Origin of the sequence: Methylomonas rapida (assembly GCF_024360925.2) — a bacterium.
GTDB lineage: Bacteria > Pseudomonadota > Gammaproteobacteria > Methylococcales > Methylomonadaceae > Methylomonas > Methylomonas rapida.
In genome coordinates, this window is sequence record NZ_CP113517.1 from 781,683 (window position 1) to 805,288 (window position 23,606).

Annotated in this window: 28 protein-coding genes; 14 read left to right on the forward strand and 14 right to left on the reverse strand. The window is 55.1% G+C overall.

Features of this window, described 5'->3' with window-relative positions:
• The first annotated feature begins 12 nt into the window (after window positions 1-12).
• From NM686_RS03755 to NM686_RS03770, 4 genes are all read left to right on the forward strand, one after another.
• Entirely contained in the window at window positions 13-513 is a 501-nt protein-coding gene (locus NM686_RS03755) for a nitrous oxide reductase accessory protein NosL (protein ID WP_255186549.1), read from the forward strand.
• On the forward strand, window positions 510-1,016 hold the full coding sequence (locus NM686_RS03760) for a peroxiredoxin family protein (protein WP_255186550.1): 507 nt from the start codon (window positions 510-512) through the stop codon (window positions 1,014-1,016). The genes NM686_RS03755 and NM686_RS03760 overlap by 4 nt, the downstream gene beginning before the upstream one ends.
• 10 nt (window positions 1,017-1,026) lie before the next feature.
• Window positions 1,027-2,496 carry a nitrous oxide reductase accessory protein NosL gene (locus NM686_RS03765; protein ID WP_255186551.1) on the forward strand — a complete coding sequence of 490 codons (1,470 nt, stop codon included), beginning with the start codon at window positions 1,027-1,029 and terminating at the stop codon, window positions 2,494-2,496.
• Window positions 2,497-2,580: 84 nt separating this feature from the next.
• Window positions 2,581-3,018, forward strand: coding sequence for a protein-disulfide reductase DsbD domain-containing protein (locus NM686_RS03770; RefSeq protein WP_255186552.1), 438 nt, complete (start codon window positions 2,581-2,583; stop codon window positions 3,016-3,018).
• Between the two features lie 186 nt (window positions 3,019-3,204).
• Here the strand turns inward: NM686_RS03770 and NM686_RS03775 are convergent, their stop codons facing one another.
• The 8 genes from NM686_RS03775 to NM686_RS03810 all read right to left on the reverse strand — a co-directional run bounded on the left by NM686_RS03775 (window position 3,205) and on the right by NM686_RS03810 (window position 9,497).
• The gene (locus NM686_RS03775; RefSeq protein ID WP_255186553.1) at window positions 3,205-3,891 is read right to left on the reverse strand and encodes a Fe2+-dependent dioxygenase; all 687 of its coding nucleotides are present in this window, start codon (window positions 3,889-3,891) and stop codon (window positions 3,205-3,207) included.
• Window positions 3,892-3,894: 3 nt separating this feature from the next.
• On the reverse strand, window positions 3,895-4,605 hold the full coding sequence (locus tag NM686_RS03780) for a PepSY-associated TM helix domain-containing protein (RefSeq protein ID WP_255186554.1): 711 nt from the start codon (window positions 4,603-4,605) through the stop codon (window positions 3,895-3,897).
• 118 nt (window positions 4,606-4,723) lie between these two features.
• Entirely contained in the window at window positions 4,724-6,901 is a 2,178-nt protein-coding gene (locus NM686_RS03785; protein WP_255186555.1) for a TonB-dependent receptor, read from the reverse strand.
• 70 nt (window positions 6,902-6,971) lie between these two features.
• Window positions 6,972-7,406: an ExbD/TolR family protein gene (locus tag NM686_RS03790; protein ID WP_255186556.1), complete on the reverse strand. Its 435-nt coding sequence runs from the start codon at window positions 7,404-7,406 to the stop codon at window positions 6,972-6,974.
• The gene (locus NM686_RS03795; RefSeq protein ID WP_255186557.1) at window positions 7,406-8,149 is read right to left on the reverse strand and encodes a MotA/TolQ/ExbB proton channel family protein; all 744 of its coding nucleotides are present in this window, start codon (window positions 8,147-8,149) and stop codon (window positions 7,406-7,408) included. Before NM686_RS03795 ends, NM686_RS03790 begins: the two co-directional genes overlap by 1 nt.
• 4 nt (window positions 8,150-8,153) lie before the next feature.
• The gene (locus tag NM686_RS03800; protein ID WP_255186558.1) at window positions 8,154-8,942 is read right to left on the reverse strand and encodes an energy transducer TonB; all 789 of its coding nucleotides are present in this window, start codon (window positions 8,940-8,942) and stop codon (window positions 8,154-8,156) included.
• A gap of 85 nt (window positions 8,943-9,027) precedes the next feature.
• Window positions 9,028-9,210, reverse strand: a complete 183-nt coding sequence (gene hemP / locus NM686_RS03805; RefSeq protein WP_255186559.1) for a hemin uptake protein HemP — start codon at window positions 9,208-9,210, stop codon at window positions 9,028-9,030.
• Between the two features lie 8 nt (window positions 9,211-9,218).
• The gene (locus NM686_RS03810; RefSeq protein ID WP_255186560.1) at window positions 9,219-9,497 is read right to left on the reverse strand and encodes a hypothetical protein; all 279 of its coding nucleotides are present in this window, start codon (window positions 9,495-9,497) and stop codon (window positions 9,219-9,221) included.
• A 265-nt stretch (window positions 9,498-9,762) separates the two neighbouring features.
• Between NM686_RS03810 and NM686_RS03815 the strand changes: the two genes are divergently transcribed.
• The 6 genes from NM686_RS03815 (at window position 9,763) to NM686_RS03840 (ending at window position 14,397) form a co-directional block, all read left to right on the forward strand.
• Window positions 9,763-10,929 carry a cytochrome-c peroxidase gene (locus NM686_RS03815; protein WP_255186561.1) on the forward strand — a complete coding sequence of 389 codons (1,167 nt, stop codon included), beginning with the start codon at window positions 9,763-9,765 and terminating at the stop codon, window positions 10,927-10,929.
• Window positions 10,922-11,998: a metallophosphoesterase family protein gene (locus NM686_RS03820; protein WP_255186562.1), complete on the forward strand. Its 1,077-nt coding sequence runs from the start codon at window positions 10,922-10,924 to the stop codon at window positions 11,996-11,998. Before NM686_RS03815 ends, NM686_RS03820 begins: the two co-directional genes overlap by 8 nt.
• Window positions 11,999-12,017: 19 nt before the next feature.
• The gene (locus NM686_RS03825) at window positions 12,018-12,419 is read left to right on the forward strand and encodes a cytochrome C (RefSeq protein ID WP_255186563.1); all 402 of its coding nucleotides are present in this window, start codon (window positions 12,018-12,020) and stop codon (window positions 12,417-12,419) included.
• Between the two features lie 27 nt (window positions 12,420-12,446).
• Complete coding sequence (gene bfr / locus NM686_RS03830; protein ID WP_255186564.1) at window positions 12,447-12,914, forward strand: bacterioferritin; 468 nt, start codon at window positions 12,447-12,449, stop codon at window positions 12,912-12,914.
• Between the two features lie 269 nt (window positions 12,915-13,183).
• Entirely contained in the window at window positions 13,184-13,825 is a 642-nt protein-coding gene (locus tag NM686_RS03835; protein ID WP_255186565.1) for an acyl-CoA dehydrogenase family protein, read from the forward strand.
• 182 nt (window positions 13,826-14,007) lie between these two features.
• Window positions 14,008-14,397 carry a cupin domain-containing protein gene (locus NM686_RS03840; RefSeq protein WP_255186566.1) on the forward strand — a complete coding sequence of 130 codons (390 nt, stop codon included), beginning with the start codon at window positions 14,008-14,010 and terminating at the stop codon, window positions 14,395-14,397.
• An 88-nt stretch (window positions 14,398-14,485) separates the two neighbouring features.
• Here NM686_RS03840 and NM686_RS03845 read toward each other — a convergent pair whose 3' ends face one another.
• Window positions 14,486-16,042, reverse strand: coding sequence for a sigma 54-interacting transcriptional regulator (locus tag NM686_RS03845; protein WP_255186567.1), 1,557 nt, complete (start codon window positions 16,040-16,042; stop codon window positions 14,486-14,488).
• Window positions 16,043-16,265: 223 nt separating this feature from the next.
• Between NM686_RS03845 and NM686_RS03850 the strand changes: the two genes are divergently transcribed.
• The 4 genes from NM686_RS03850 to NM686_RS03865 are packed head-to-tail and all read left to right on the forward strand — an operon-like array spanning window position 16,266 to window position 19,022.
• The gene (locus NM686_RS03850) at window positions 16,266-16,925 is read left to right on the forward strand and encodes a DUF938 domain-containing protein (protein ID WP_255186568.1); all 660 of its coding nucleotides are present in this window, start codon (window positions 16,266-16,268) and stop codon (window positions 16,923-16,925) included.
• Entirely contained in the window at window positions 16,922-17,656 is a 735-nt protein-coding gene (locus NM686_RS03855; protein ID WP_255186569.1) for an SDR family NAD(P)-dependent oxidoreductase, read from the forward strand. Before NM686_RS03850 ends, NM686_RS03855 begins: the two co-directional genes overlap by 4 nt.
• Window positions 17,656-18,267: a DUF1326 domain-containing protein gene (locus tag NM686_RS03860; RefSeq protein ID WP_255186570.1), complete on the forward strand. Its 612-nt coding sequence runs from the start codon at window positions 17,656-17,658 to the stop codon at window positions 18,265-18,267. The genes NM686_RS03855 and NM686_RS03860 overlap by 1 nt, the downstream gene beginning before the upstream one ends.
• A gap of 5 nt (window positions 18,268-18,272) precedes the next feature.
• Window positions 18,273-19,022, forward strand: coding sequence for a DUF2182 domain-containing protein (locus NM686_RS03865; protein ID WP_255186571.1), 750 nt, complete (start codon window positions 18,273-18,275; stop codon window positions 19,020-19,022).
• Between the two features lie 352 nt (window positions 19,023-19,374).
• Here NM686_RS03865 and NM686_RS03870 read toward each other — a convergent pair whose 3' ends face one another.
• The 5 genes from NM686_RS03870 to pssA all read right to left on the reverse strand — a co-directional run bounded on the left by NM686_RS03870 (window position 19,375) and on the right by pssA (window position 23,557).
• Complete coding sequence (locus NM686_RS03870; protein ID WP_255186572.1) at window positions 19,375-19,815, reverse strand: c-type cytochrome; 441 nt, start codon at window positions 19,813-19,815, stop codon at window positions 19,375-19,377.
• Window positions 19,816-19,941: 126 nt separating this feature from the next.
• On the reverse strand, window positions 19,942-20,445 hold the full coding sequence (locus NM686_RS03875) for a general stress protein (RefSeq protein ID WP_255186573.1): 504 nt from the start codon (window positions 20,443-20,445) through the stop codon (window positions 19,942-19,944).
• 44 nt (window positions 20,446-20,489) lie between these two features.
• On the reverse strand, window positions 20,490-21,887 hold the full coding sequence (locus tag NM686_RS03880) for a cytochrome c peroxidase (RefSeq protein WP_255186574.1): 1,398 nt from the start codon (window positions 21,885-21,887) through the stop codon (window positions 20,490-20,492).
• Between the two features lie 71 nt (window positions 21,888-21,958).
• Window positions 21,959-22,807 carry a CHAD domain-containing protein gene (locus NM686_RS03885; RefSeq protein ID WP_255186575.1) on the reverse strand — a complete coding sequence of 283 codons (849 nt, stop codon included), beginning with the start codon at window positions 22,805-22,807 and terminating at the stop codon, window positions 21,959-21,961.
• A 9-nt stretch (window positions 22,808-22,816) separates the two neighbouring features.
• Complete coding sequence (gene pssA / locus NM686_RS03890; protein ID WP_255186576.1) at window positions 22,817-23,557, reverse strand: CDP-diacylglycerol--serine O-phosphatidyltransferase; 741 nt, start codon at window positions 23,555-23,557, stop codon at window positions 22,817-22,819.
• Window positions 23,558-23,606: the final 49 nt, after the last annotated feature.

Genomic DNA, 23,606 nt, shown 5'->3' on the forward strand with positions numbered 1-23,606 from the left:
GAGGGGGGAATTATGAAAAAGCATTACCGTTTGCCGCATTTTGGCGCATGGCTTTTGCTGTTATGTTTTTTGCTGGGCGTCAGCAATAGTCGGGCGGATCAGCAGATCGAAATCACCAAGCAGGACCGCTGCCCGGTCTGCGGCATGTTCGTTTACAAATACCCTAAATGGGTGGCGCAGATCTACTTCAAGGATGGTAGTGCTTATTTTTACGACGGCGCCAAGGACATGTTCAAGCACGTCTTCGACACGGCCAAATATACGCCCGGCAAGACCGCCGACATGATGACGGAAATTCTGGTGACCGATTATTACGAAGTGGAATTGATCGACGCAAAATCCGCCTATTACGTGATCGGTTCCGACGTGTTGGGGCCCATGGGCCACGAATTGCTGCCATTCAAGGATCAGGAAGCGGCGCAGGAATTTCTGGAAGACCACAAGGGCAACTCCATCATCCGGTATCAGGACGTGACGCCGGCCATCATCGAATCCCTGGATAGACGAGGATGATGAAAAACTCAGGCTGGCGATGGCTGGCGCTCTGCTTGATGCTGATACTCGCGGTGGGTTGCACCCGGCGCGGTGGTTTGCAAATCGACGACCCGGCGCCGGTCGTCAGTTTGCCGGATTTTCACGGCAAGACCGTGAACTTGCCGCAGGACTTGAAGGGCAAGGTATTGCTGGTTCGCTTCTGGTCTCTGGACTGCGTCTATTGCAACAAGGAGATGTTGCCGGCCTTGGAAGCGTTGTATCAAAAATACAAGGATAAAGGTTTCGTGCCGGTGGCTATCGATGTCGGCCAGTACGACGGCAAGGACGAACGCTGGAAGCGCTTCGAACAATTGACTTATCCGATGCTGAACGACGAACGCGGTTTGGTGGCGAGGCGGTTTGGCGTGATCGGCATGCCGACCAGTTTCGTGATCGACCGGGAGGGCATATTGCGGGGAAAAATCACCGGTGAAGCCGGGCTGGACGAATTTGAAAAACTTTTTACAACGGTCCTAAATTAAGGAGGATGCTATGAAAACGCGAACGTTATGGTTTGTGTTGCTTTGCCAGTTACTGCTGCTGCCCGCGTGGGTGCTGGCTCATGACGCGCAGATGACACCGGTGGTAGTGACGCCGCACGATCACGAAAAACAGGAGCGCCCGAGTTGCCGTGTCTGCGGCATGTGGATAGACCAGTACATCAAGACGGCCGGTGTGATTACCTACAAGAACGACGACAAGGAATACACCTGCGGCGTGGCGTGTTTGCTCAGGGAAGTCGATGATGCCGGCGGCATATCCGAATTGAAATCGGCGAAGGTCACCGACTGGGTTTCCGGCGAATTGGTCGATGCCGAAACGGCGACCTATGTGGTCGGCAGTAAGGTAATTCCCGACATGCTGCCGAACTACATCGCCTTCGCCAACCGTGCGGATGCCGAAGCGTTCCAGGCCAAGGAAGGCGGCGAGATCATGGAGTTTGGTGTCGCCTTTCAGGACTCCTCGCCGGTCGGCACCACCGCGCCCTTCAGGATTCGCACCGCGGTAACGCCGGGCGCGGGGAACTTCAGTGTGGGCATGGTGTATGGATACACCGAGAAAAATAATGTCAAGAACGGTTCCAATGGCATTGATCCTAGCGAATTCATTCAAGCCAATCGTGGACAACGGCAGGCACCGAATGAAGTACAAATGCACCAACAGGCGATTACGTTCAACTATTCGCCGACCGACGATTTGGCGCTATTCATGAACATTCCAATGTTTGAAAAAAGGACTAGCACCCTAACTCAATCGGCGCCGACGGCCCGGCAGTCTTTTGGTGAAACCATCGCCGACGAAAGCGGCATAGGCGATATTGCCTTGGAAGGTCGTTATAACTTTTGGCATAGCACGCGCTATGACCAGTTCGCCAGCTTGCTGCTGGGCACCACGTTGCCGACCGGCGACTTTGATGCTACTCGTGAATTCAATGCAATTGTTGGCAGGGATTTGGTGAGGATGGGGCCGGCTTTGCAAATGGGCAAGGAAGTGGCGACCTTTACCGGCGGCTTGCTGTACTCGCAGCGATGGAAAGACTTCTGGCTGCATGCCTCCGCGCTGCACCAAGTCAATCCGGAAAACGACGATGAGTTCAAATATGGCGACGTCACCACAGGTGGATTGGCTTTTCATTACACCCCCAATTATGACTTGATGGTCGGCATCGAACTGGATGCCAGTTACACGCAGAAAAACCAAGACAGGGGCTATGCGATCGGCAATAGCGGTGGTGTCGTCACCAATCTGGCCTTCGTCAGCGATTACCGTTTCCTGAATGCCTTTGGTGGTAACTTCAAGCTGCGTGGATCGGTCGGCTTGCCAATCTATGAAGATTTGAATTCCCGGACTATCAATTATGGGCCGAACAACCGGTTTAATTTGACTCAAGTCCAACCGGGCGATGGCTTCTTCGCCAACCTGGCGATCCAATGGACCTACCGCGAAGCACCGGATTTTTGATCTTCGCGGCTTTGAAAAGCCGGTTTGCGGGTGCTGTTCGCAAACCGGTGGATTTCAAATTCCTTTTAATTTCAAATCTCGCCCATGCGTAAATTACTGCTATTGATCCTGCTCGGTTGTATTGGTTTTTGTTCCCTGGCTTTTGCGCTAGGCTCCGACGAACCTCTGCCGGCCGACGAGGCTTTTCAATTGGCCGCCGAGCTGCGGGATGCCAAAACCGTGTCGCTGTCTTGGCACATCGCCGACGGCTATTACCTATATAAGCAAAAATTCAAATTCGTTACCCGAACACCGGGGGTAGATATCGAGCAAGTCGGGTTTCCCGCCGGCCAAATCAAGCAAGACGAGGTCTTGGGCGCCGTGGAAATCTACCGGGAAAGATTGGAGCTGACACTCCCGCTACGTCATTCGCAGCAGAAACCGGACAGTCTGGCCCTGGAAGTGACCTACCAGGGCTGCGCCGATAGCGGTTTTTGTTATATGCCGATCAAAAAAGTCCTCACTTTCGCACTCGACGATTGAGTCTAAAAACGGCGGTAAGTCCACGAAAATCACGAAATACACGAAACACATGAAAGAAACCATTGCGTCATGAAGTTTATCGATTATCGATTCACTTGTTCGGCGCCGTTCTTGGATGGGATAACGGTTTGAAACTTTTCGTGATTTTCGTGTATTTCGTGGACCCAATGATTTTTCTAGGTTGACTCAACTCACATCCGCCCACATCCTGAGCAGATTGTGATAACAGCCGGTCAATTGGACGGCCGGCTGCGTATCGCCTTGTGTTTGGCGTAGCTGCAGAATCGCCATGTCCATTTCAAACAACAAGCGGCGGCGTTCGGTTTCCCGCACCATGCTTTCCAGCCAGAAAAACGACGCGACCCGGGCGCCGCGGATCACGGGTTCGACCCGGTGCAGGCTGGAACCCGGATACAGCACCATGTCGCCGGCATTCAATTTGACCGCGTGCTGGCCGTAAGTGTCCTCGATGACCAGTTCGCCGCCGTCGTAGCTGTCCGGATCGGCCAGAAAAATCGTCGCCGACAAATCCGTGCGCACGCGTTGGCCGCTTACGCTGCAATGCCGGATTGCGTTGTCGATGTGGTTGCCGAAGGTGTTGTGCTCGCCTTCGTAGCGGTTGAACAGCGGCGGAAATATGCGTTTGGGCAGCGTCGCCGACAGGAACAAAGCGTTGCGGTTCAAGGCATTCAGCAAGATTTCACGGGCCGCATGGCTCTCTGGGCATTGTTCCGGCAATTGCCAATTGTTTTTGACTTGAGCCGACTGGGTACCGGCGGTGATGCGGCCGTCGGTCCAGGATGCATCTTTCAATAAAGATTGCACTTGCTCTAGTTCTGCGGCGGATAACACTTCGGGGATTTCGATCAACATGGTTTAGCCTCCCATCGCGGCCAGCGCCAGATAAGCCGCCGTGCTCAACGAACCCAAACCCAAGCTGGCCGCGGCCAGGCGGGGGCCGTGCAACCGCGTCCACAGCAAGGTGCCGGTCAGGCTCAACAGGATCAACGCGCCGGCCAGGGTATCGACCAATAACACCCAGCCCACGCCCATGCCGGCGCCTTTGTGCAGATTGTTCAGGGTTTGCAATAGATTGGCCTCGCCTTGCTTGACGCTGACGAAGGCGTTGCCCTCCCAGTATTCGGCCTGCAGCATTTTATTGGGGCTGCGCAGATTGATTTGCCACAGCGCGGGTTGTTGTATTTCCTGGTTGTTCCAGACCAGGGTTTTGCCGGGCTCGCGCCGGGCTTTGGCATGGGCCATGTCGACGTTCAGGGTTTGCCCGAGCCAGGCGGCTAAGGCCTTGGGATCGGCGGGGCGCGGCTCGGCCAGCGCTAGCTGGATTTCCTGCTGCTGCATGCGGCCGATGGGGATTTTCATGACGTCGCGGTGATTCAACAAAATGCCGGTAAAACCGAACAACAAGCCCAGCGCCGCGCCCCACAAGCCAAACCAGGCATGGGTGCGGCGCAGCCATTTCAGAAACGCGCCGCGCGACAGGTTTCTGGGCAGGAACAAATAGCCACCATGCGTTTTTTTCGGCGGGCGGTTGGCTGGCGGAGTCAAGGCTGATGGAATGCTATTCATAAGATGGCAATCAAAAAAATTAAGAATCAATGTAATCATCCGGCGATTTTTGTAGGAGGCGATGCACTGTCGATTTTTCCAGGCTCAATTGCACCTTCCCTGGCAGCGTTGCCGTCCATCAATATTTGAAACTTACGGTCAGCTGTCCCGACAACGGTACCCCAGGCAGCGCCGAATTGGTTCGTCCCGATTCGTAGTAGACCTTGTCGGTCAGATTGAACATGTTGAGTTGTACGTCGAAATGCTTCTGGTGGTAGGCCAGCATCCCGTCCAGTCGGGCGTAACCCGGCAAAACAGCTTCGTTGACGCTGTCCGCATAGCGAGAGGAGGCGTAATAAACCCCGCCGCCGATCTCCCAATTGTCTGTCAGGCGATAGGTAGTCCAGGCCACGCCGCTGTGTTCAGGTACATTGACCGCCCTCATGCCTTCGAACGATTTGCGCAAACCGCTGACCGAGCCGACCGCGCTATTGTTGGATTTGACCACTTCGGCGTCCATGTAGGCATAGGTCAGCGAGACATCCCACTTCGGCAGGATTTCGCCGGCCAGGCCAAACTCGAAGCCATCGGTGCGCTGCTCGCCGCTCAGCTCCAGCAAATTCGTGTCTATCGCCGAGGTGGTGCGGGCGTTGGTCTTTTCCAGTCTGAACAGCGCGGCGGTGGCGGCCAGTCTGCCGTCGAACAAATCCCATTTGCCGCCGATTTCGTAATTGTTGTTTTGCTCGGGCGGTAGGTCGGCGTTATTGGCCGACAAGCTCAGGCTTTCCGCCGACGGATTGAAGGATTTGCCGTAGCTGAAATAATAGGATTGCTCTTTGGTCGGTTGCCACATCAGGCCGCCGCGCGGGCTCCATTGATCGACGCTGCTGTCGAAGCTATTGCTGCCCAATAAGTCTTCCTGCTGCGCCTCGAATACGTCATAGCGGGTACCGCCCAGCAATTTCCAGTGCTCGTTGATTTCGAACTGGTCCATGACATAGCCGGCATAGGTTTGAGCATAAGTCAGCCTATCGGTTGCCAGCTTGCCACTGAAGTCATCGGCCAGACCGGCGCCGACGCTGCCAGTGATGACCGGGTTGAAAATCGAAACGCGGGGTACGCCGGTCGAGTCCTTGCTTCGATAGGTATAGTCTTCCCAGCCGAATTCGCTGCCGAACATCAGGGTGTTGTTGAAGCCGAACAGCGGATGCTTGAATACGAAATCGGTCTGGTTGTAGACGTTTTCCTGGGTATTGAAGCGCAAGGCTTGCGAGCGGCCTATCGTGCCGGCGTTTCTGCCGGTATAGGCGGCATTGCCCGAGAACAAGTGCGTCAGATATTTACGCTCGTAATCGCCATAACGCACGGTATTTTTCAGCGAAAACTCGTTGGAAAAGCGGTGCGTCAATGCCACCGTGGCGACGTTGACGTCCGTGTCCATCATCCGGTTGTCGGTGAAACCGTAGAAGGCGTTGATCGGCACGTCGGCGGGCCGGCCTTGCCACATCGGCACGCCGTAATCGAATACGCCTTCTTCCTGTTGATGCAACAGGTTCAGCGTCAAATCGGTGTCCGGCGTCAGCTTGAAGGAGAAGGACGGCGCGATGCCCCAACGGTTGCTGTAGTTGTAATCGCGGAATGAATCGGCGTCCTGGTACATCACGTTGAGTCGCGCCGCAAGGTCTTGATAGCTGGTTTCGGCGTCTATCGTCGTGCGTTTGAAATCGTAATTGCCGTAGGTGAAGCTGCCCTTGACGCCGGTATGGCCGGTCGGCTTCTTGGCGACTTGATTGATCACGCCGCCGGTGGCGCCGCGGCCAAACAGAATCGACGACGCGCCTTTCAACACTTCGGCCTTTTCGATGAAGAAGGTGTCGCGATTGTATTGGCCGTTGTCCTTGACGCCGTCCACGTATTGGTCGGAATTGGCCGCAAAGCCGCGCAAGGTGATGGAGTCGCCGGTACGGCCGCCTTCGCCGGCGGCGATGGTCAAGCCGCTGACGTTGCGCAAGGCGTCGCTCAGATTGAAGGCGTTTTGCGATTCGATCAATTCCTTTTTAACCACGCTGACCGATTGTGGAATGTCGCGTAGGTCTTGTTCTATCTTGCTGCCGATGGTCGAGGTTTTGGCCTTGAATCGATTGGCTTGTTGTTCGCGGGCGGCTTTGACCTTGACGTCTTCGAGGATCATGTCCTCGTTTTCGTTAAGCGTTTCGGCCGTGGTTTCGGCGAATACCGCGCCGCTCAACGCAGCGCCCAAAGGCAGTAGTACGCCGAATTGCCATTTGCGTTTTCGAGAGGAAGTCGTGTTTGACATGAGTATTTCCGTTTTTTCTCTTGATGTGTCAATGGCTGCCTGACGGTGTCCGCTGGGTGGCTGGGTTAATTTAAGGCTGGGTTTTGCTGTCGGGTTCCGACACGAAACCGATGCGGCTGACGCCGGCCTTGGCGGCATCGGCCAGGGTTTCGGCGATGAAGTGGTAAGCCACGTTGCGGTCGGCGCGAATGTGCACTTCCGGATCGTCGGTGTGCTGTCCCAGTTCTTGCAGGCGCTGTTGCAAGGCGGCGCGGTCGAGCGCTTCCCGGTTCCAGAACAACTGGCCGTCGCCGTCTATGCTCAGATTGACCGGCTCCATGGGCGTCGGCTGTTGGGCCTGGCTGCTGGCCTTGGGCAAGTCGATCTTGACCGCGTGCGTCATCATCGGCGCCGTGATCATGAAAATCACCAGCAGCACCAGCATCACGTCGATCAGCGGGATCATGTTGATTTCGGCCACGGTATGGCCGCCTGCTTTGTTGTGATCGAAGCCGCCGAACGCCATCACTCACCTCCTGCGGCCGACATGGCCAGTTTGTCCGAATGGACGATGCTGTTGATCTGGGCGTTGATCGCGGAACCCGTGGTCAAGAACGCGAACAGGTCGTGGGCGAAGGCATCGAGTTGCGAGAGCAGCACCCGGTTGGAACGCACGCAGTCGTTGTAGGCCAGCACGGCCGGAATCGCCACCGCCAGCCCCAAGCCGGTCATGATCAGGGCTTCGCCGACCGGCCCCGCGATTTGCTCCAGCGACCCCTGGCCGTTTTGGCCGATGCCGAGCAAGGCGTGGTAGACGCCCCAAACCGTGCCGAACAGGCCGACGAAAGGCGCGGTGCTGGCGATCGATGCCAGCGCGGTCAGGCCCCATTCCAGTTTGGCGGTTTCTTCGTCGATGACGCGGCGGATGGCCCGGGTCAGAAATTCGCTGGCGGAACCGGCTTCCTGCAGGCGCTTGACGCCATGCAGCGCATGGTGGCGGCTGGCGTTGATGGCGTGATAGGTCAGATGCGAAAAGGGCTCCTCGTCGCGGTGTTGCTGCAAGGTCTTGGCCACGTCGTCCAGCGATTCGGCATTCCAGAACAGGCTCAAAAACAGGCGGCTGCGGCTGCGCGCTTGCCAGCCTTGCCAGGCCTTGACGACGATGAAATACCAACTGGCGACCGACATCGTCAGCAGCAGGAAAAATAAGGCTAGTCCGACGCCGTCGCTTTGCGCCAGAAAATGACTGAGGTTTTGATTGAATGACATGGATTTATCCTTCCAGGCTGAATGAAATCGGGACGACGACCCAAGCGGTCACCGCTTGATCGCCGCGTTTGGCGGGCACGAAGCGCCACTGCTTGACAGAGTCTTGCGCGGCTTGGTCCAGGCGCTGATAGCCGCTGCTTTTGCGCAGATTCACTTGTTCGACGTCGCCATGGGCGTTGACCAGTACCCGCAGCAATACCTTGCCTTGTTCGCCGAGTTCGCGCGATTGCGGCGGATAGGACGGTGGCGGATTGTTCAGGTAATCGGCGTTTAGACTAGGAAGACTCGTTGGCCTTTGCTCGCTTTCGGCTGGGCTATTCGTGGGGCTGGCGCTGCTGACGGCGGGCGCCGGTAGAGTGGGCGTCGGGGCTGGGCTGGTTTCTTTTTGGATGACCGGCTCATCAATCGGCACACTCATTTCCGCAGCCGTTTGCCGCTGCGTTGCAACCACGGGTTGCGGTTTGACGGTTTTGGGGCGCGGCTTGGGTTTGGGCTTTTCCAGTGTGGTTTCCGGTTTTGGTTCGGCTTTAGGCGCAGGCGCTGCCAAGGTTTTGGCAATCGGCGCGTCTATCCAGTTGACCATGATGGGCTTGGGCGGCATGATGGCTTCTTTGTTAGTGTCGTCGCCGGGCATGGCTAGCCAGGCTAGATGTAGGCTCGCGGCGATCAGGACGGCCGGCCACGTAGAGGAATTTTGCGGGCGCGATGTCGGATAGGTAGGCGTGTCGCCCGGTTGGCGCGGCGGTTTGTTCGCCACGGCGACATATTGCAGGAAACAGGTTGTGACGATCATGCAGCCTCACGCTCAGTAGGTTTTACTTTACGCTTGGCTGGCTAGCGGCTGGAAGCGGCTTGGCTGGCTGGGCGATTAAATCGGATTATTTGGTCAGAATCAGTTTGCCGTTGCTGGTGATGCGCAAGCGGTATTCTTCCCCCTGATGGTCGATGATGATTTCGTTTTGCGACAGGAACAATTGCCTACTGTCGAAGCGGCGCCGACTCGTGCCGGTTTCGCTTGGCGGCGGCGTCCGCGGCGTGACTTTTGGATTGAGATCGGTCACGGTATCAATCAATGGTAAACAGATGGGGTTGACTGGTTTTTCTTATGTTCCAGCAAGGCCATGGCAACGCTTTGCCAATGTTCCAGCAGTTGCCGGTACATCTCCTGGCTGGCGGGCACATGCTCCAGCGCGGGATGCGTCAGCAGGCGTTGCAGCTGATGCACGATGACATGGGCCAGCTTGGGGCAATGATGGCCGTTGATGAAGCGCGTCATCAGCAGGCAAGTAGCGGCATGCAATTGGGTAATGTCCTGTTGGGTAGCGAGGTTGGCTTCGGTTGAATGCATAAAAACCTCTGGGCTTGTGAGTCAAAAAATAAAAAAAACGGCGCACGCTGTTGTTGCTTATGAGGATGACCAGGTGCGCCGGGGATAGTACGAGAGAAACTATCGGATACAAATGATAATGATTCTCAAAAACATGTCAAGCAAAAATATTAGCTCTACTTGATTTTTATCCGTGTTGTTTGGGGTTTACATTCCGAGCAAGCAGGCCTAAGCTTGCCTGAGATTAGCGTCATCGATCACCGTCAATCGCACAAAGGAGGCCGTCATGCGCCGTCTATTGTTGTTAGTGATAACCGTCTTCAGTACCACGGCTTGGGGGCAGGCGGTCGATAGCCGGCAGCCTACGGCATCGGCTCAGGTCAATCCGCTGCTCGGTTTACCGCCGTTACCGATTCCGGCCGACAATCCGCAAACGCCCGCCAAAATCGCCCTCGGCGAAAAGCTGTTTCACGATAAACGCTTTTCTATTGATGGCACTGTCAGTTGCGCCAACTGCCACGACGGAAACAAAGCATTTACCGACAATCTGCCGGTTTCGGTCGGCCATCATGGTCTGACCGGCACCCGCAATGCGCCGACAGTAATCAACGCGGCGTTTTACAAATCGCAATTCTGGGACGGCCGCGAACCGGATCTGGAAGCCCAATCCAAAGGCCCGTTCGTCAATCCAGTCGAAGCGGGTTTGGCTAACCACGAGCCGATTCTGCAAATCGTGCGAACCGATCCGGATTATCATGCAGCGTTCAAGGGCGTTTTCAATGTCGGCGGAGACAAGCTGACGATGGAACACGTCAGCAAAGCCATCGCCAGTTTCGAACGCAGCCTCATCGCCGGGAATTCGGCCTTCGACCGTTTCTATTTCGGCGGCGATAAATCGGCGTTGAACGAACAGCAGCAACGCGGCTTGCAAGTGTTTCTGGAGCAGGGCCGCTGCGTATCCTGCCATACCATAGAACAAGATCATGCCTTGTTCAGCGACAGCCGTTTTCACAACATCGGCATTGGCATCAACGCGGTACAGGACGATGTGCCGAGGCTGGCGCAGGCGTTTCTGGAAGCCAAAAACAAGGGCGGCGATGTCGATAAAATGGTGCTGACCGACAAGAAATCCTCCGAATTGGGCCGCTTCGCGGTGACCGATGCGTTTAATGATCTCGGTGCGTTCAAAACGCCGACGTTGCGTAATATTGCGTTGACCGCGCCGTACATGCACGACGGCAGTCTGAAGACTTTAAAAGAGGTGGTGGTTCACTACAACAACGGCGGTGTTACACCGGCCGACGCCATAGTCAACGATTTCCTCAGCGGCGGCATCCGGCCGTTGAATTTGAGCGATGCGCAAATCGACGATTTAGTGGCTTTCATGGAAGCTCTCACCAGTGAACAATATGCCAAACCCAAGCCCGCCGCCAAAGGAGGCAGCCATGAGTAACATCGATCAAAGCCGCCGAAATTTCCTGAAAACCGGTGGGTTGCTGGCCTTGGGCAGCACCTTGCCTATCAGTCTGGTCGAACTGGCCTTTGCCGAATCCAGCCAGAATTTCACCTTTGCCTATATCTCCGACGCGCATATACAGCACATCAAAGGCAACCGCTTCGTCAGAAACTGGGACATGGGCTTGAGGCGCGCGGTGGCCGAGGCCAATCTGCTGACGCCTAAGCCCGATTTCGTGATGTTCGGCGGCGACCTGGCCCAACTCGGCAGCAAGGAAGAACTCGATCACGGCGCCGAGATCATGTCCGCCCTGAAACATCCGGTCAAATACGTGATGGGCGAACACGATTATTATCTGGATTTGGGCGCCTATTGGGAAAAATTGTTCGGACCGCAGTACTACAGTTTCGAGCACAAGGGCGTGCATTTCGTAGTGTTGAACAGCATCCGCACTTACGACGACTGGACGCACAAGCGCTGGCCGACTGCGGAGCAACGCATGCTGGAAATGGCCGGCCTGGACAATCCCAATGGTTCGCCGTTCATGGTCGGCGACGAGCAGCGCAAATGGCTGAAGGAAGACCTGGCCAAGGTCGCCAAGACCACGCCAATCGTAGTGTTCTCGCATTCGCCGCTGCAAAAAATCTACAAGGGCTGGAATTTCTGGACCGAGGACGCCGAGCAGATTCAAGCCTTGCTGAAGCCTTTCAAAAAGGTTTCGGTGATCTACGGTCACGTGCATCAGATTCAATACAACCAGATCGGCAACATCAGCTTCAACTCGGTGATGGCGACCGCCTGGCCGTGGCCTTATCCGCAAAGCTATGCCCAGGCCGAGCAATACCTGCCGAAACTGACGGTACCGATGAATCGTGCCGATCCGTTCTTCGAGCGCGACGCCACCGGCTGGCAATTCATCAATGTCGCCAATGGCAACGTCGATGTGAATTTCACGCTATACAACAATAGCGATCGAACGGTGCGTTTCGACACAGTGAAAAAACAGCCGCGGGATCAGGCATATCAGGACGAAAAAGCCCGCATCAACCCGCAACGCCATTACTAACCGCGACAGGAGCAAGGTCATGACTTCATTGAAAACTATCATGTTGACGCTGGCGCTGGGCGCGCTGCCGCTTGTATCCAGCGCCGACGAATTCACCCCTGAGGATGAACAGCGCTGGCAACAGCAGTTCATGGACGTCGTCAAGCAGGGCAGGGAACTGTGGACCAGTCCAACGCTGGGCAGCAACGGCGTCGCCTGCGCCCAGTGCCACCCCAACGCCGCTAATACCCATCCGGAAACCTATCCCAAATTCCAGAAGCAGATCGGCAAGGTGATCCCTTTGTGGGAGATGATCAACTGGTGCCTGCGCAATCCGCTGGAAGGCACGCCGCTGGCGGCAGACGATCCCAAGATGATCGCGATGCAAGCCTATGTGACCTACGAGCGGCGCGGTGTTAAACTGGAGCCCGGTAAACATTGACGCCACCGGCACTGCGGGAGAGTAATCATGAAAGGCAACGAGCAAGTCATTGCGCATTTAAACGAACTTTTGGCCGGCGAATTGACCGCCATCGACCAGTATTTCATTCATTCCCGGATGTATGAAAACTGGGGCTTCGGCAAGCTTTACGAGCGCATCGCCCACGAAGTGCAGGACGAAACCAACCACGCCGATGCCTTGATCAAGCGCATCCTGTTTCTGGAAGGCACGCCGGACTTGAGCAAACGCGAGCCGCTGAATGTCGGTCACACGGTCGAGGAAATGCTGAAAAACGATCTGTCCCTGGAATTAAAAGTGGTGCAGGATTTGCGAAACGTGATGGCGTTTTGTGAGTCGGTACAGGATTACCAAACCCGCGAAATCCTCCAGGTGATGCTGGAAGACACCGAACACGACCACGCTCATTGGCTGGAGCAGCAACTGGGGGTGATCGAGCGCATCGGCCTGCAAAACTATCTGCAGTCGCAGCTTTAATCAATCTGTGACCGAGTCATCCCGAACAAGCTGGGAAGAGTTGTAACCTGTGCGATAGCTAAAGCAATCGCACCCCCCTGGGGCGGGAGGGAAAAAGCTTTAGCTTTTTCAAGCGCCCATCATGACTTTCAGCGTAATCCAACATTGCGCATAGGTGGTGTGCTTGCTTGGGTTGCCGCCTGCTTAATTTGCATAATTTTTCAATGGAAATGTAATCCAGCCCAGTGCGGCCTTGTGTTCGCACGTTGATGCAACACAACGAGATAGCCATGTCCCAAACCGATGCTCTTTTGCAAGCGGTTCGAGAAATCGAACCCATCTTGCGTCAATATGCCGCCGAGGCAGAGCAAGAGCGTAAGCTCTCTGTCCCCGTGGCCAAGGCGTTTAAGGATGCCGGCCTTTATCGCTTGTGGCGGCCTAAGGCCTTGGGCGGCTTCGAACGGGACCCGGTCTCCGGCTTGCGCGTTATCGAAGCCGTCTCCCGCATCGACAGCGCGGCCGGCTGGAACTTGCAAATCGCCGTCGCGCACGATCTGTTCGCGCCTTGGTTTGGTGATAAAGCCGCGGCCGAGATTTTTCATGCCGATGCCATTCCGGTCGGCGCCTTCAACCCGCCGCGCCTAGCGATTCCAGTCGAAGGCGGCTATCGCATTTCCGGACGAACGCCGTTCGTCAGCGGGACGCACCATGCCAGCGTCTACTTGGGTTTTGCCAAGGTTCACGACGTCGGCGACGAACCTCCGGACATCCGGTTGATCGCGGTTCCCGCATCGGAAGCCATCATCATCGGGCTTTGCTTACACCCAACACGACTTCACGCCCAACATTCGCAATCACTGGATCAAAAACTACGAATATTCCCGGAAATTCCAGGCCGACTTCGCCGCCGAAGGCAATGCCTTTTTGTGTGAGGCCCGCATGGCTGAAAACGGCTGGTTCAAGGGTCATGCCGAGCGCAAAACCTTGGTCAGATTTTTATATCTCGTAGAACACAATGCCGCCTTGGCGTAGGCTTGATCGAGCAGTTATTGCGATTGTCGCAAAGCGCGTGCTATAAGATTGGCCTATTCGACACACTCCAGGGGGAACAAACATGACATCACCATTCCGTGCGCTTGGGCTAGCGTTAGCCTGCTCGGCCTTGGCATTAAGCATTCAGTCTGCGCATGCCGAAGAATCCGCGGCGAAATTTTCACGCGAATCGTTATTGAATAAACGGGTAGCTCTGGAGTCGAATGACATTGACGCCCGCGTCATCCGGGTTCGTTTCCCCAAGGGCTTTAAAACCCCACTGCATACTCACGAAGGGCCAGGGCCGCGTTACGTGCTGAAAGGAAAGCTCAAGGTCGAGGATGACGGCCAAAGCCATACCTATGTTCCGGGCGATGTATTCTGGGAAACGGGCAAGGAAATGACGGTGGAGAATATTGGCCGCGGGGAAGCTGAAATCATTATTTTTGAAATGGCTGCCGCGAAAAAATAACTCGAGCCCAGGGCTGAGTCGGGGCTGAATCATCTTGCAGAGTACTTTGCTGAGTTCTGGCGGTGCTTAGTTCTGTTGCGCTGCGGCCTCATTTGAATTGATTGGCGCTGATGCCGTGTTTTTTCAATTTTCCATAGACTGCGCGCGTGGTCAGGCTCATATCGGCGGCGACTTGTCTGACGTCGCCGCGATGGCATTGTAGGGCTTTTTTCAGATATTGCTGCTCCGCTTCGTCGAGGACTCGCTGTTTGTGTGCATGCCAGTCGCCGGTCGGCACGGGTGCTGGTATTGCCTGATTGTCCAATTCCAATTGCGCCAATTCACCACCTTTACAAAACAGCACACTGCGTTCCAGCGTGTTTTCCAGTTCCCGTACATTGCCAGGCCAAGAATAAGCGCGGATTTGTCCCATCACCTCACGGCTGACCGATTGAACCAGTTTGCCGTATTTCTCGTTCAGGCGCTTCAGGATCAGTTGCACCAGATGCGGCAAATCTTCCGGGCGCTGTGCCAGCGGCGGAATCCATAGCCGAACCACGTTCAGGCGGTAAAACAAATCCTGTCGGAACGAACCTTGCTCGGCATGATGTTCCAATATCCGGTTGCTGGCCGAGACGATGCGGACGTCGACGCTCAATGTGTGTTTGCCGCCGACGCGTTCCATCTCACCTTCCTGCAACACCCTGAGCAAGCGGGTTTGCGCGGCCGCCGACAGGCTATCGACTTCATCCAGAAACAAGGTGCCGCCTTCGGCGCGCTCGAAGAAGCCTTGATGAACTTCTATGGCGCCGGTGAACGCGCCTTTTTCATGGCCGAACAGTGCGCTTTCGATCAGACTTTCCGGTATTGCGCCGCAGTTGATCGCGACGAAGGGTTTATGACCGCGGTCGCTCATCGCATGCAGCGCGCGGGCGATCAGTTCCTTGCCGACGCCGGTTTCCCCGTTGATCAGCACGGTGGCCTTGGTCGGAGCCACGACTTCGATTTGCTGCAACACTTTTTGCATGGCGGGCGATTTGGCAACGATGGCTGGCGCCGGCTTGGCGGCATGCTGTCTGGGTTTGTTCCACCAGACGTTGCGCATGCGCTCTTCGATGCGAGAATGCAGTTCGGCCATTTCCTGCTTGTCTTGCGGACGTTGTTCGCGCCAGTATTCCAGGCCGGGTTTATCGGCCGTGCCGGTGGGGTTGGTGTGAATGCAGACTTCACAGCCGCCCTCTTGCTTGGCGATGCTCTTGCGGATTTCCACCTTGGCATAGCCAAAATTGCGCGCGGCGATGCCGCCGAAGACGCTGGAGGTCATCCGGCACAGTTCCGGGAAATTGGTCACACCGTCTCCGAACGGGCAGCGGCTATTGACCACGCTGATCGTATCGCTCTCCACCGATGTCAGCGAGAAATTGCCGCCGATGTGGTTTTTCAGCGCCAGAATCAGATCGATGTAATCTACCCTGTTCAACTCGCCGTCGCGGCGGAATTCGTCGCGATAGGTTTGCTCGAAATAAAGCCCGGCGCTTTTAGCAATGCGTTCGATTAGTGATTCGCAATAGTCGCCGCCTTCCTGTTCGCAGGCATGCATGAGCTCCAAAATGAAGGTTTGCAGAAAAAAGACCGGCGAAATTTGCGAAAAATCTTGGTTGTCCATGATGCTTCAATGAGTGAAATTTTATTTCACTCATTGAAGCATCATTTCCTTGTTAGGCCAAGTGCATGTTTCTAAGTCTTTGATCAAGAATGTGATTCTTGTTTTTTGATATTGGCCCAAGGATTGCGGTAGATTTGCGGAAGCCGTGTGGCGCGGTTTTCAAACTTTGCCGGCAACAGCCGGCGAGACTTATAACGACAACACATCTTTCGAGGAAAACACCATGAGCAATGACAGGCCGCCTTTGAATCCACATCCACTCAGCGAATACGTGGCTTGGGCCGGTAACCGCAACCGGGAGCCGATTCTGGGCGTATTGAAGGAAAAACTGCCCAAAGATCCGGGCCGCGTGCTGGAAATGGCCAGCGGTAGCGGTATGCATATCAACTATTTCGCCCCGCATTTCGAACACCTGCATTTTCATCCGACCGACAAGGATCAGGAAGTGTTCGACAATATCAAACAGCTGAAGATGGATCATGGCAACGATAATATCGCCGATCCAGCTCACTTGGATTTAACCGACCCGAATACCTGGTTCAATCCGGGGGATAAAAACAGCTTCGATGCGATTTTCTGCATCAACATTTTTCAGGTCGCGCCGATTTCGATTGCCGACGGTATGATGGAATGTGCTTCCCATTTATTGAGCGACGACGGTGTTTTGCTGATTTACGGTCCGTTCAAGGTCGAAGGGCGTTTTACCACCGAATCGAATCAGGCGTTCCATGACACCTTGTCGTCCTACGAAGTACCGGAGTGGGGCTTGAAAGACGTCGCCGATTTGAAAAAGGCTGCGGCCAATCACGGCATGGAACTGAAGGAGATCATCGATATGCCGGCCAATAATTTCACGCTGGTATTCGGACGGGTAGGAGCATGACTGCCGCAGGCGCTGCCCTGGTACTGGGCGTCGGTCCGCAACAGGGACTGGGCGCGGCATTGGCGAGGCGTTTTGCGGCGGAAGGTCTCCATGTCGTCATCGCTGGGCGTAGTCCGGAAAAGTTGCAGCAGGTCGCCAATGCCATTTTCGCCAACGGCGGCGTGGCGACCCCGCTGGTTGCAGACGCCACCGTCGAGGGCGATGTCCAACGCTTGCTGGATGAGGCGGTCTTGGTTGGCGGGACGCTGGAAATCGCCGCTTATAACGTAGATAGTAACCAGTCAGCGCCGTTATTGGATACCGATGTGGACATGTTTGCCGGCTTGTGGCGGCAGAACAGTCTCGGTGCTTTTTTGTTCGGCCGTGAAGCCGTGAAACACATGTTGCCGCAAGGACGCGGCACGCTGATTTTTACCGGCGCCACTGCATCGTTGCGCGCCAGGCCACCGTTTACCGCTTTTGCCGCCGCCAAAGCCGCGGTCAGGGCGTTGGCGCAAGGCATGGCCCGCGAATTCAGCCCGCAAGGCATTCATGTGGTGCATGCGATCATAGATGGCGTGATCGACGGTGACCGCGCGCGCAGCCAATTCCCGCAGTTCGTGGCCGGCAAAGGCCTGGATGGATTGATGCGGCCGGAGGCGATCGCGGAAACCTATTGGCAGTTACATTGCCAGCATCCCAGTGCCTGGACCCATGAAATCGATTTGCGGCCATTCAAGGAGCCTTTCTGATGACGACTCAACATCCCGCCTGGCGGCTGCAAGGCCGCTATTTCGAAACCTGTAATTGCGAAGTGGCTTGCCCGTGCATCTGGCTGCAGCCACCTAGCGAAGGTGAATGCAAATTGCTGGTAGCCTGGCATATCGAGCAAGGGCATCTGGGCGAACAAGGCCTGGATGGCTTGAACGTAGCCCTGGCCTGCCATGCCCCGGATAACATGATCAAGGGCGGCTGGAGCGCGGCCTTGTATCTGGATGAACGTGCCGACGACCGGCAAACCGCAGCGCTGACGCAAATCTTCACGGGTCAGGTTGGCGGCCATCCCAGTGTGTTGCTGGGCTTGGTCAGCAATGTTTGGGGCATACGGAAAGTGAAAATCGACTACCACGAACAAGGTGACCATCGCAGTTTGTCGATTCCCGAGATTGCCGAAGCCGAGATCAAGAGCATTCAAGGCATTACGGGCGGCGAGTCATCGATCGGTACACCGCCGCTCTGCGTGGTGCCCAGTCATGCGGCCACAGTAGCCAAGTCGTCTTTATACCGTTACCGCGATCATGGTCAGGACTGGGAATTCTCCGAGCGAAACGGCTTTCATTCGCCTTTTGTCTACCAACCCTGAGCCTGATGTCGGCGAAAATAGGTGTGGTAATTGCTGCACTGCTGGCTGGCGCCTGGGGTTTTTTAATGATTCAGGCCTGGCAAATGCGCCATCTGCCGATGACGGAGATGTGGATGGCGCCGGCGGGCTCGATTGCTTGGCGCTTGCTTGATTTTGCCTGGGTGTTTGGCATGTGGGCGGTGATGATGGCGGCCATGATGTTGCCAACGGCTCTGCCGATGCTAAACATTTTTGCGCGCTATTGCCAACGCGACCCTGGCAGCTCCGAGCTGAAAACCTTTGGTTTCATTGCCGGCTATTTGGCGGTCTGGATCTTGTTCAGCCTGGGCGCCACTGTTTTGCAATGGCTGTTTCACACCTGGGCCTGGCTGTCGCCGATGATGGACAACCACCAACCTCTCTTGGCGACAGTCATATTTTTTCTGGCCGGGCTATATCAGTTCACCGTTTACAAGAATGCCTGTCTGCATCATTGTCGAACCCCCATCGGTTACCTTTTGAGCCACTGGCGGCCAGGCATGCGCGGAGCGGTACAAATCGGTTTCCGACACGGCTGGTCTTGCCTTGGGTGTTGCTGGGCTCAAATGTTGATCATGTTCGCGGTGGGCGTGATGAATGTGTTGGGCATGCTATTGGTCACCCTGCTGGTGATCATTGAAAAATACGCGCCTGTCGATGCGAACAAGCTTAGCCGTGGCATCGGAGCGTTGTTTCTGCTGGCCGGTTTTTACAATTTGTGGCAGGCAACGGTCTGAGTAAGTGGGAAAAAACCATATTGGGATGGGAATCCTGGCTGGATTACTCTGAAAGTAGCAAAATGTGAGGGTGCGGTTGCTTGTTGGACAGGCGTCGGCGGCAAGGATGCCGCCGTCGAGCCTACATGGATGTATTCACGGCGGCCTGTCCGGCAAGCAACCTTACCCTGAAGACTATTTTCATTTGCCGGGGCGATGCACAGCCTTCATGAGCGTTACTCTGAAAGTCATTGAGCGACGCCTTCGTCGTGACGAGGGTGTCGCTCCTACAGAAAACTTTCATTTGCCCGGCTGATGTCGAGCTTTCATGAGCGTTACGGTTAGTATGAGCTTTGTCAGTGATCTGGCGAGATCATTGTTGCAAGCGATATAAATATTCCACCAGCGCCAGAATCCGGCTGCGAGCGGCTGATTCGCTATCTTGTTGTGGATAATTGTCGAAATACAATGAGGTTTGGTTGTTGAACGCGTTGCCCCATACCGGCATGTCGCGAGGCCCATGCGATTTGACCTCCTCGCGGCCGTCTATGATTTGATAGACTTTGTCGAAAGGGAACACGCCCTTGTTATTTTGGGCCAATACCGTCAGATTCGGCACGGGTTTTACCAGCATGGCTTTCAAAGGACCATCGTCACCCTTGCCGCTGATGCCGTGGCAGACGGCGCAAGCTCCATCGTATTCTCTTTTGCCGATGTCCACTTTCTCTTCGGCGACACTTTGCACGGACAAAAACGCCAGTATCAAGCCAAGTGCGATAGATGAAACATCGACGGCTTTGTTATGAATTTTCATGTTGCCTCCTGATTAGGTATTCGACGTTGAATGCTGGTTAAAACGCAATATGGCTGTTAAATCAAAAAAGCAAACCCAGGCTGGAGTTGCTGGTTACCGTGTCTCCATCTAAAGCAGATGGGGTATTTATATGGCAGGCGGCAGCAGGGGCTCTATGCCTTCGAATTCCGCGGTCGGATGGTGTTTGCCGATGGCTTGATTGATGGCATCTATGCGTTCTTTGGCTATATCCACCAACACCAATACCGCTCCGTTCTCGATCGCCTCGGCATAATCCCTGACTCTGGAATTACCGACCTGAAGGCCGGCCAGGCCGCTCATGATGGTGCCGATGGTGGCGCCAAAGGCCAAAATGCCCAGCACCGGCCCGCCGGCTATCGCAAATCCGGCGAAGCGCAAACCGACCAGGCCAGCCAGCAGCCCGGTCGTGGCACCCAGCGCGGCGCCGCGCTCCATGGCCGGAAGGAAATCGGTTTTTTCGAATACCGAGGCCTCCGGCATGTCGCTCAGTGGCGTGTCACGCGTTGCCAGTACATGGATATGTCTATCCTCTATGCCTTCCGCGCGTAGTTCATCGACGACTTTATGCGTGGTTTCCAGATTGGGTACTAAAAAATAGATTCTTCTCATGGTCTTCTCCTGTCAAGGTTGAAATTGCCGCACGAAAGGTCTGTTCATTTCAGGTCTTCGGCGGTCAAATGCGAGACCGGCTTACCTTTATATTCGCCGTTCAGGGTTAATAAAAACGCCACCAATTTGGCTGTTTCGTCATGTGTGAATTCCCTGTCGACTTGATCTTTGCCCATGATTTCGACTGCTTTGGCCAGATTGTGGGTGGAGCCATCGTGAAAATACGGGAACGTCATCTCGATATTGCGCAACACCGGCACCTTGAAGACATGGCGGTCTTTTTCGTCTTTCGTCACATTGAAACGGCCGTTGTCGGCATCCGTCAACTCGCCGCCGCGCTGCTTGAAATAGTCGTGTTTGACGCCCATTTTTTCGAAGGACAGCCCGCCCAGGGCTGGACCGGAATGGCAGGAGGCGCAGTGGATTTTGAACAAGGCGTAACCTTGTTTCTCGTCGTCACTCAAAATGGCCGTATTGCCGCGCAGATATTGATCGAAGCGGGAGTTGGCCGTGACCAGCGATTGTTCGAATACCGCGATCGCATCCGTCACGCTGGCTTTGCTCAGGCCTTGTCCGGGATACAGTCTGGCGAAAGCCATCTGGTATTCCGGCACTTGGTTGAGTTTTTCCACGACTTCGTCCCATTGCGCGCCCATTTCCAGCGGGTTGGCGACAGGCCCGGCGGCTTGTTCCTGCAAATCCTTGGCGCGGCCGTCCCAGAATTGGGCGATGTTGTACATCGCGTCGTAGACGGTCGGTGAATTGATGGGGCCTTGCTGGCCACGGATGCCGGTGGATACCTTGGCTTGATCGGTGCCGCCGCGTGTCAGATCATGGCAGGAGGCGCAGTTGATGGTGTCGTCGCCGGACAGTCTGCGGTCGTGGAACAACTGTTTGCCCAAGGCGACTTTTTCGGCATCGAGATTGAGCGTCAGCGGCAAGGGGTGTACCGGCTCGCCCTTGAATTCTGGGGCAGCATCCTGGCTCCAGGGCAATTTGGCGCGTTCTTCGGCTATCCAGGCTTGCAGGGTTTGTTTTTCACCGGCGCTCAAATGATCGGTCCAATGCATCGTCAGATACAGTGCCGGCGGCATGCTGTCGTTTAATACGACATGCTCCAGTCTGGCCAGCATTACCGGGCTAAAGGCGTCCTCGCCGCTGAACAGTTTTCTGGTCAGAACCATGCGCTGGCTGGCTTGGGCGATGTCTTTTTCCATCAATTGCTTGGCAACCGGGAAATCGGCGTAGAACGGTTTCCGCAGCATGCCGGGCGCATGGCAGTCCACGCATTTGTCCTGCATGATTGCAGAAGCCTTGGCAAAGTTTTCGGAATGGCCAGCCCCCACGGTAATCGGTTCATTTTTGCCCTGAAGGCCCAATAAATTCGAGAGTGGAAAAAACAAGGCGACGGCAAATAGCACCAGCACTAGTATTTTTTTCATTAGGCTTGCTCCTCTATGAGCAGTGAAAGTAAAGATATACGCTATTCAGTTCTTCCAAGGGAGTTGTTTTGCTAGGGAGGGCATGATTCCCAGGGAAAAGCCTGTTTGGAACTCGGTCTCCAAAATAGTTTGATGTGTTCCCGCTTGGATATAAAAGTACTGAGTATAGTGCCATGCCGATGCTGATAATAGCTTTGGATTGACGATGGCACTTGCTCGCCAAAAAAAGCCTTCAGGTTGAGCAGCAATACGCTGGAGTCCTGGAACTCGCCCATGCGGGTCAGATAAGCATGCAATTGTTCGATATGATCTTCCGGCAGCGGCGGCAACAGGGCTTGACCGGCTTCCAGCATATAGCGCAGTTTTTTCACGGCGATGCGTAAGCGATGGATCGTGTCGGGCTGAGCCACATCAATGGCTTGATAACGCGCCATGGCAGCTTGATAAGTTTCGTCAATGACGGTCAAGATGCGCGGTTTTAGATGGGCTTTGCCAAGCGTTTGCGATAGATGGGCATGCGATTTTTTAAAACGCGCGTGTATTTTGGGCTGGTCGATGGCTTGTAATCTTGCCGGTGTTTGCGCCAGCAGCCATTGTTCGTTCAGCTGTAATTGCCGGAAAAAAGGCAGAAGATCAGGGAGGCTGTCTTGTTTGGCGGTGATTTCTAGCAGCATCACCTGCGTGTCGCGCAACTCGTCGAAGGCGTCGAGCTGAGTTTTGAGATTCTTGCGTAGTTTTTGTAAGGAAGGGTGCGGAGAGAGGGTTTTGAGTAATTCGATTAGAGCGAGGAGGCGCCGTGTGCTTATGCGGAGCTTATGCACGGCCTCCTCGGTGGGCCGATGGTGACAGTCTGTCAGGCGCTTTTGGTACTTGGTCCACAGACTGTCGAGTGCATGAAGCAGCCGTTTGCCGTCATGCATGGCGATCGCTCATGATTTTCGACTCTGCAGGCGTTTTTTACGCATCACCAGCGTTACGATAGGGCCGGAGATTGCGTAACCGACTGAGAGCAGGAACAGCATGCGCTGTGGTTGCGCCATCACGAAGCTGATCACCAGCATTGCCAAAATGGTGACGATGAATGGTACCCGATTTTTGAAATCAATTTCTTTGAAGCTGGAATAGCGAAAATTGCTGACCATCAGCAAACCGGTGGCTATCGTCGTTATCAACACCAGATATTTGAAGTTTTCCACGTCGTAGCCGTTTTCCACGCAAAACCATAATCCGCCGGCCAAAATGGCGGCGGCGGCAGGGCTGGGCAAGCCTTGAAAATAACGTTTGTCGGCTACCTCGACTTGAGTGTTGAATCGCGCCAGGCGCAAGGCGCCGCCGGCCATGTGTACGAACGCGGCGAACAAGCCGACTTGGCCCATGCTGGACAGTGTCCACAGGTACATGACAATCGCTGGCGCTGCGCCAAAGGACACCATGTCGGACAGGCTGTCGTACTGCACGCCGAATTCGCTTTGGGTGTTGGTCAAACGGGCGACACGACCATCCAGGCCATCGAGTACCATCGCGACGAACATGGCGATGGCGGCGGTTTCGAAACGTCCGTTAATGGCCGAGGTAATGGCGTAAAAGCCGGCAAACATGGCGCCGGTAGTGAACAGGTTAGGTAACAAATAGATACCACGATGGCGCTTGGGCAATTGATTTTCTATCATAGTACTGAGTTGAAGTGGGGAATTCAGTGGCATTGTACATGGAGCACTA

Bases quoted from the DNA above. Each gene is read 5' to 3' on its own strand.
- NM686_RS03775 (WP_255186553.1), bottom strand. From the start codon at position 3,891: ATGTTGATCGAAATCCCCGAAGTGTTATCCGCCGCAGAACTAGAGCAA.
- NM686_RS03820 (WP_255186562.1), top strand. From the start codon at position 10,922: ATGAGTAACATCGATCAAAGCCGCCGAAATTTCCTGAAAACCGGTGGG.
- NM686_RS03855 (WP_255186569.1), top strand. From the start codon at position 16,922: ATGACTGCCGCAGGCGCTGCCCTGGTACTGGGCGTCGGTCCGCAACAG.
- NM686_RS03850 (WP_255186568.1), top strand. From the start codon at position 16,266: ATGAGCAATGACAGGCCGCCTTTGAATCCACATCCACTCAGCGAATAC.
- NM686_RS03840 (WP_255186566.1), top strand. From the start codon at position 14,008: ATGACATCACCATTCCGTGCGCTTGGGCTAGCGTTAGCCTGCTCGGCC.
- NM686_RS03880 (WP_255186574.1), bottom strand. From the start codon at position 21,887: ATGAAAAAAATACTAGTGCTGGTGCTATTTGCCGTCGCCTTGTTTTTT.
- NM686_RS03860 (WP_255186570.1), top strand. From the start codon at position 17,656: ATGACGACTCAACATCCCGCCTGGCGGCTGCAAGGCCGCTATTTCGAA.
- NM686_RS03865 (WP_255186571.1), top strand. From the start codon at position 18,273: ATGTCGGCGAAAATAGGTGTGGTAATTGCTGCACTGCTGGCTGGCGCC.
- NM686_RS03795 (WP_255186557.1), bottom strand. From the start codon at position 8,149: ATGTCATTCAATCAAAACCTCAGTCATTTTCTGGCGCAAAGCGACGGC.
- NM686_RS03885 (WP_255186575.1), bottom strand. From the start codon at position 22,807: ATGCATGACGGCAAACGGCTGCTTCATGCACTCGACAGTCTGTGGACC.
- pssA (WP_255186576.1), bottom strand. From the start codon at position 23,557: ATGATAGAAAATCAATTGCCCAAGCGCCATCGTGGTATCTATTTGTTA.
- NM686_RS03800 (WP_255186558.1), bottom strand. From the start codon at position 8,942: ATGATCGTCACAACCTGTTTCCTGCAATATGTCGCCGTGGCGAACAAA.
- NM686_RS03875 (WP_255186573.1), bottom strand. From the start codon at position 20,445: ATGAGAAGAATCTATTTTTTAGTACCCAATCTGGAAACCACGCATAAA.
- NM686_RS03835 (WP_255186565.1), top strand. From the start codon at position 13,184: ATGTCCCAAACCGATGCTCTTTTGCAAGCGGTTCGAGAAATCGAACCC.
- NM686_RS03780 (WP_255186554.1), bottom strand. From the start codon at position 4,605: ATGAATAGCATTCCATCAGCCTTGACTCCGCCAGCCAACCGCCCGCCG.
- NM686_RS03845 (WP_255186567.1), bottom strand. From the start codon at position 16,042: ATGGACAACCAAGATTTTTCGCAAATTTCGCCGGTCTTTTTTCTGCAA.
- bfr (WP_255186564.1), top strand. From the start codon at position 12,447: ATGAAAGGCAACGAGCAAGTCATTGCGCATTTAAACGAACTTTTGGCC.
- NM686_RS03760 (WP_255186550.1), top strand. From the start codon at position 510: ATGATGAAAAACTCAGGCTGGCGATGGCTGGCGCTCTGCTTGATGCTG.
- NM686_RS03765 (WP_255186551.1), top strand. From the start codon at position 1,027: ATGAAAACGCGAACGTTATGGTTTGTGTTGCTTTGCCAGTTACTGCTG.
- NM686_RS03790 (WP_255186556.1), bottom strand. From the start codon at position 7,406: ATGGCGTTCGGCGGCTTCGATCACAACAAAGCAGGCGGCCATACCGTG.
- NM686_RS03815 (WP_255186561.1), top strand. From the start codon at position 9,763: ATGCGCCGTCTATTGTTGTTAGTGATAACCGTCTTCAGTACCACGGCT.
- NM686_RS03755 (WP_255186549.1), top strand. From the start codon at position 13: ATGAAAAAGCATTACCGTTTGCCGCATTTTGGCGCATGGCTTTTGCTG.
- NM686_RS03825 (WP_255186563.1), top strand. From the start codon at position 12,018: ATGACTTCATTGAAAACTATCATGTTGACGCTGGCGCTGGGCGCGCTG.
- NM686_RS03870 (WP_255186572.1), bottom strand. From the start codon at position 19,815: ATGAAAATTCATAACAAAGCCGTCGATGTTTCATCTATCGCACTTGGC.
- NM686_RS03785 (WP_255186555.1), bottom strand. From the start codon at position 6,901: ATGTCAAACACGACTTCCTCTCGAAAACGCAAATGGCAATTCGGCGTA.
- NM686_RS03810 (WP_255186560.1), bottom strand. From the start codon at position 9,497: ATGCATTCAACCGAAGCCAACCTCGCTACCCAACAGGACATTACCCAA.
- NM686_RS03770 (WP_255186552.1), top strand. From the start codon at position 2,581: ATGCGTAAATTACTGCTATTGATCCTGCTCGGTTGTATTGGTTTTTGT.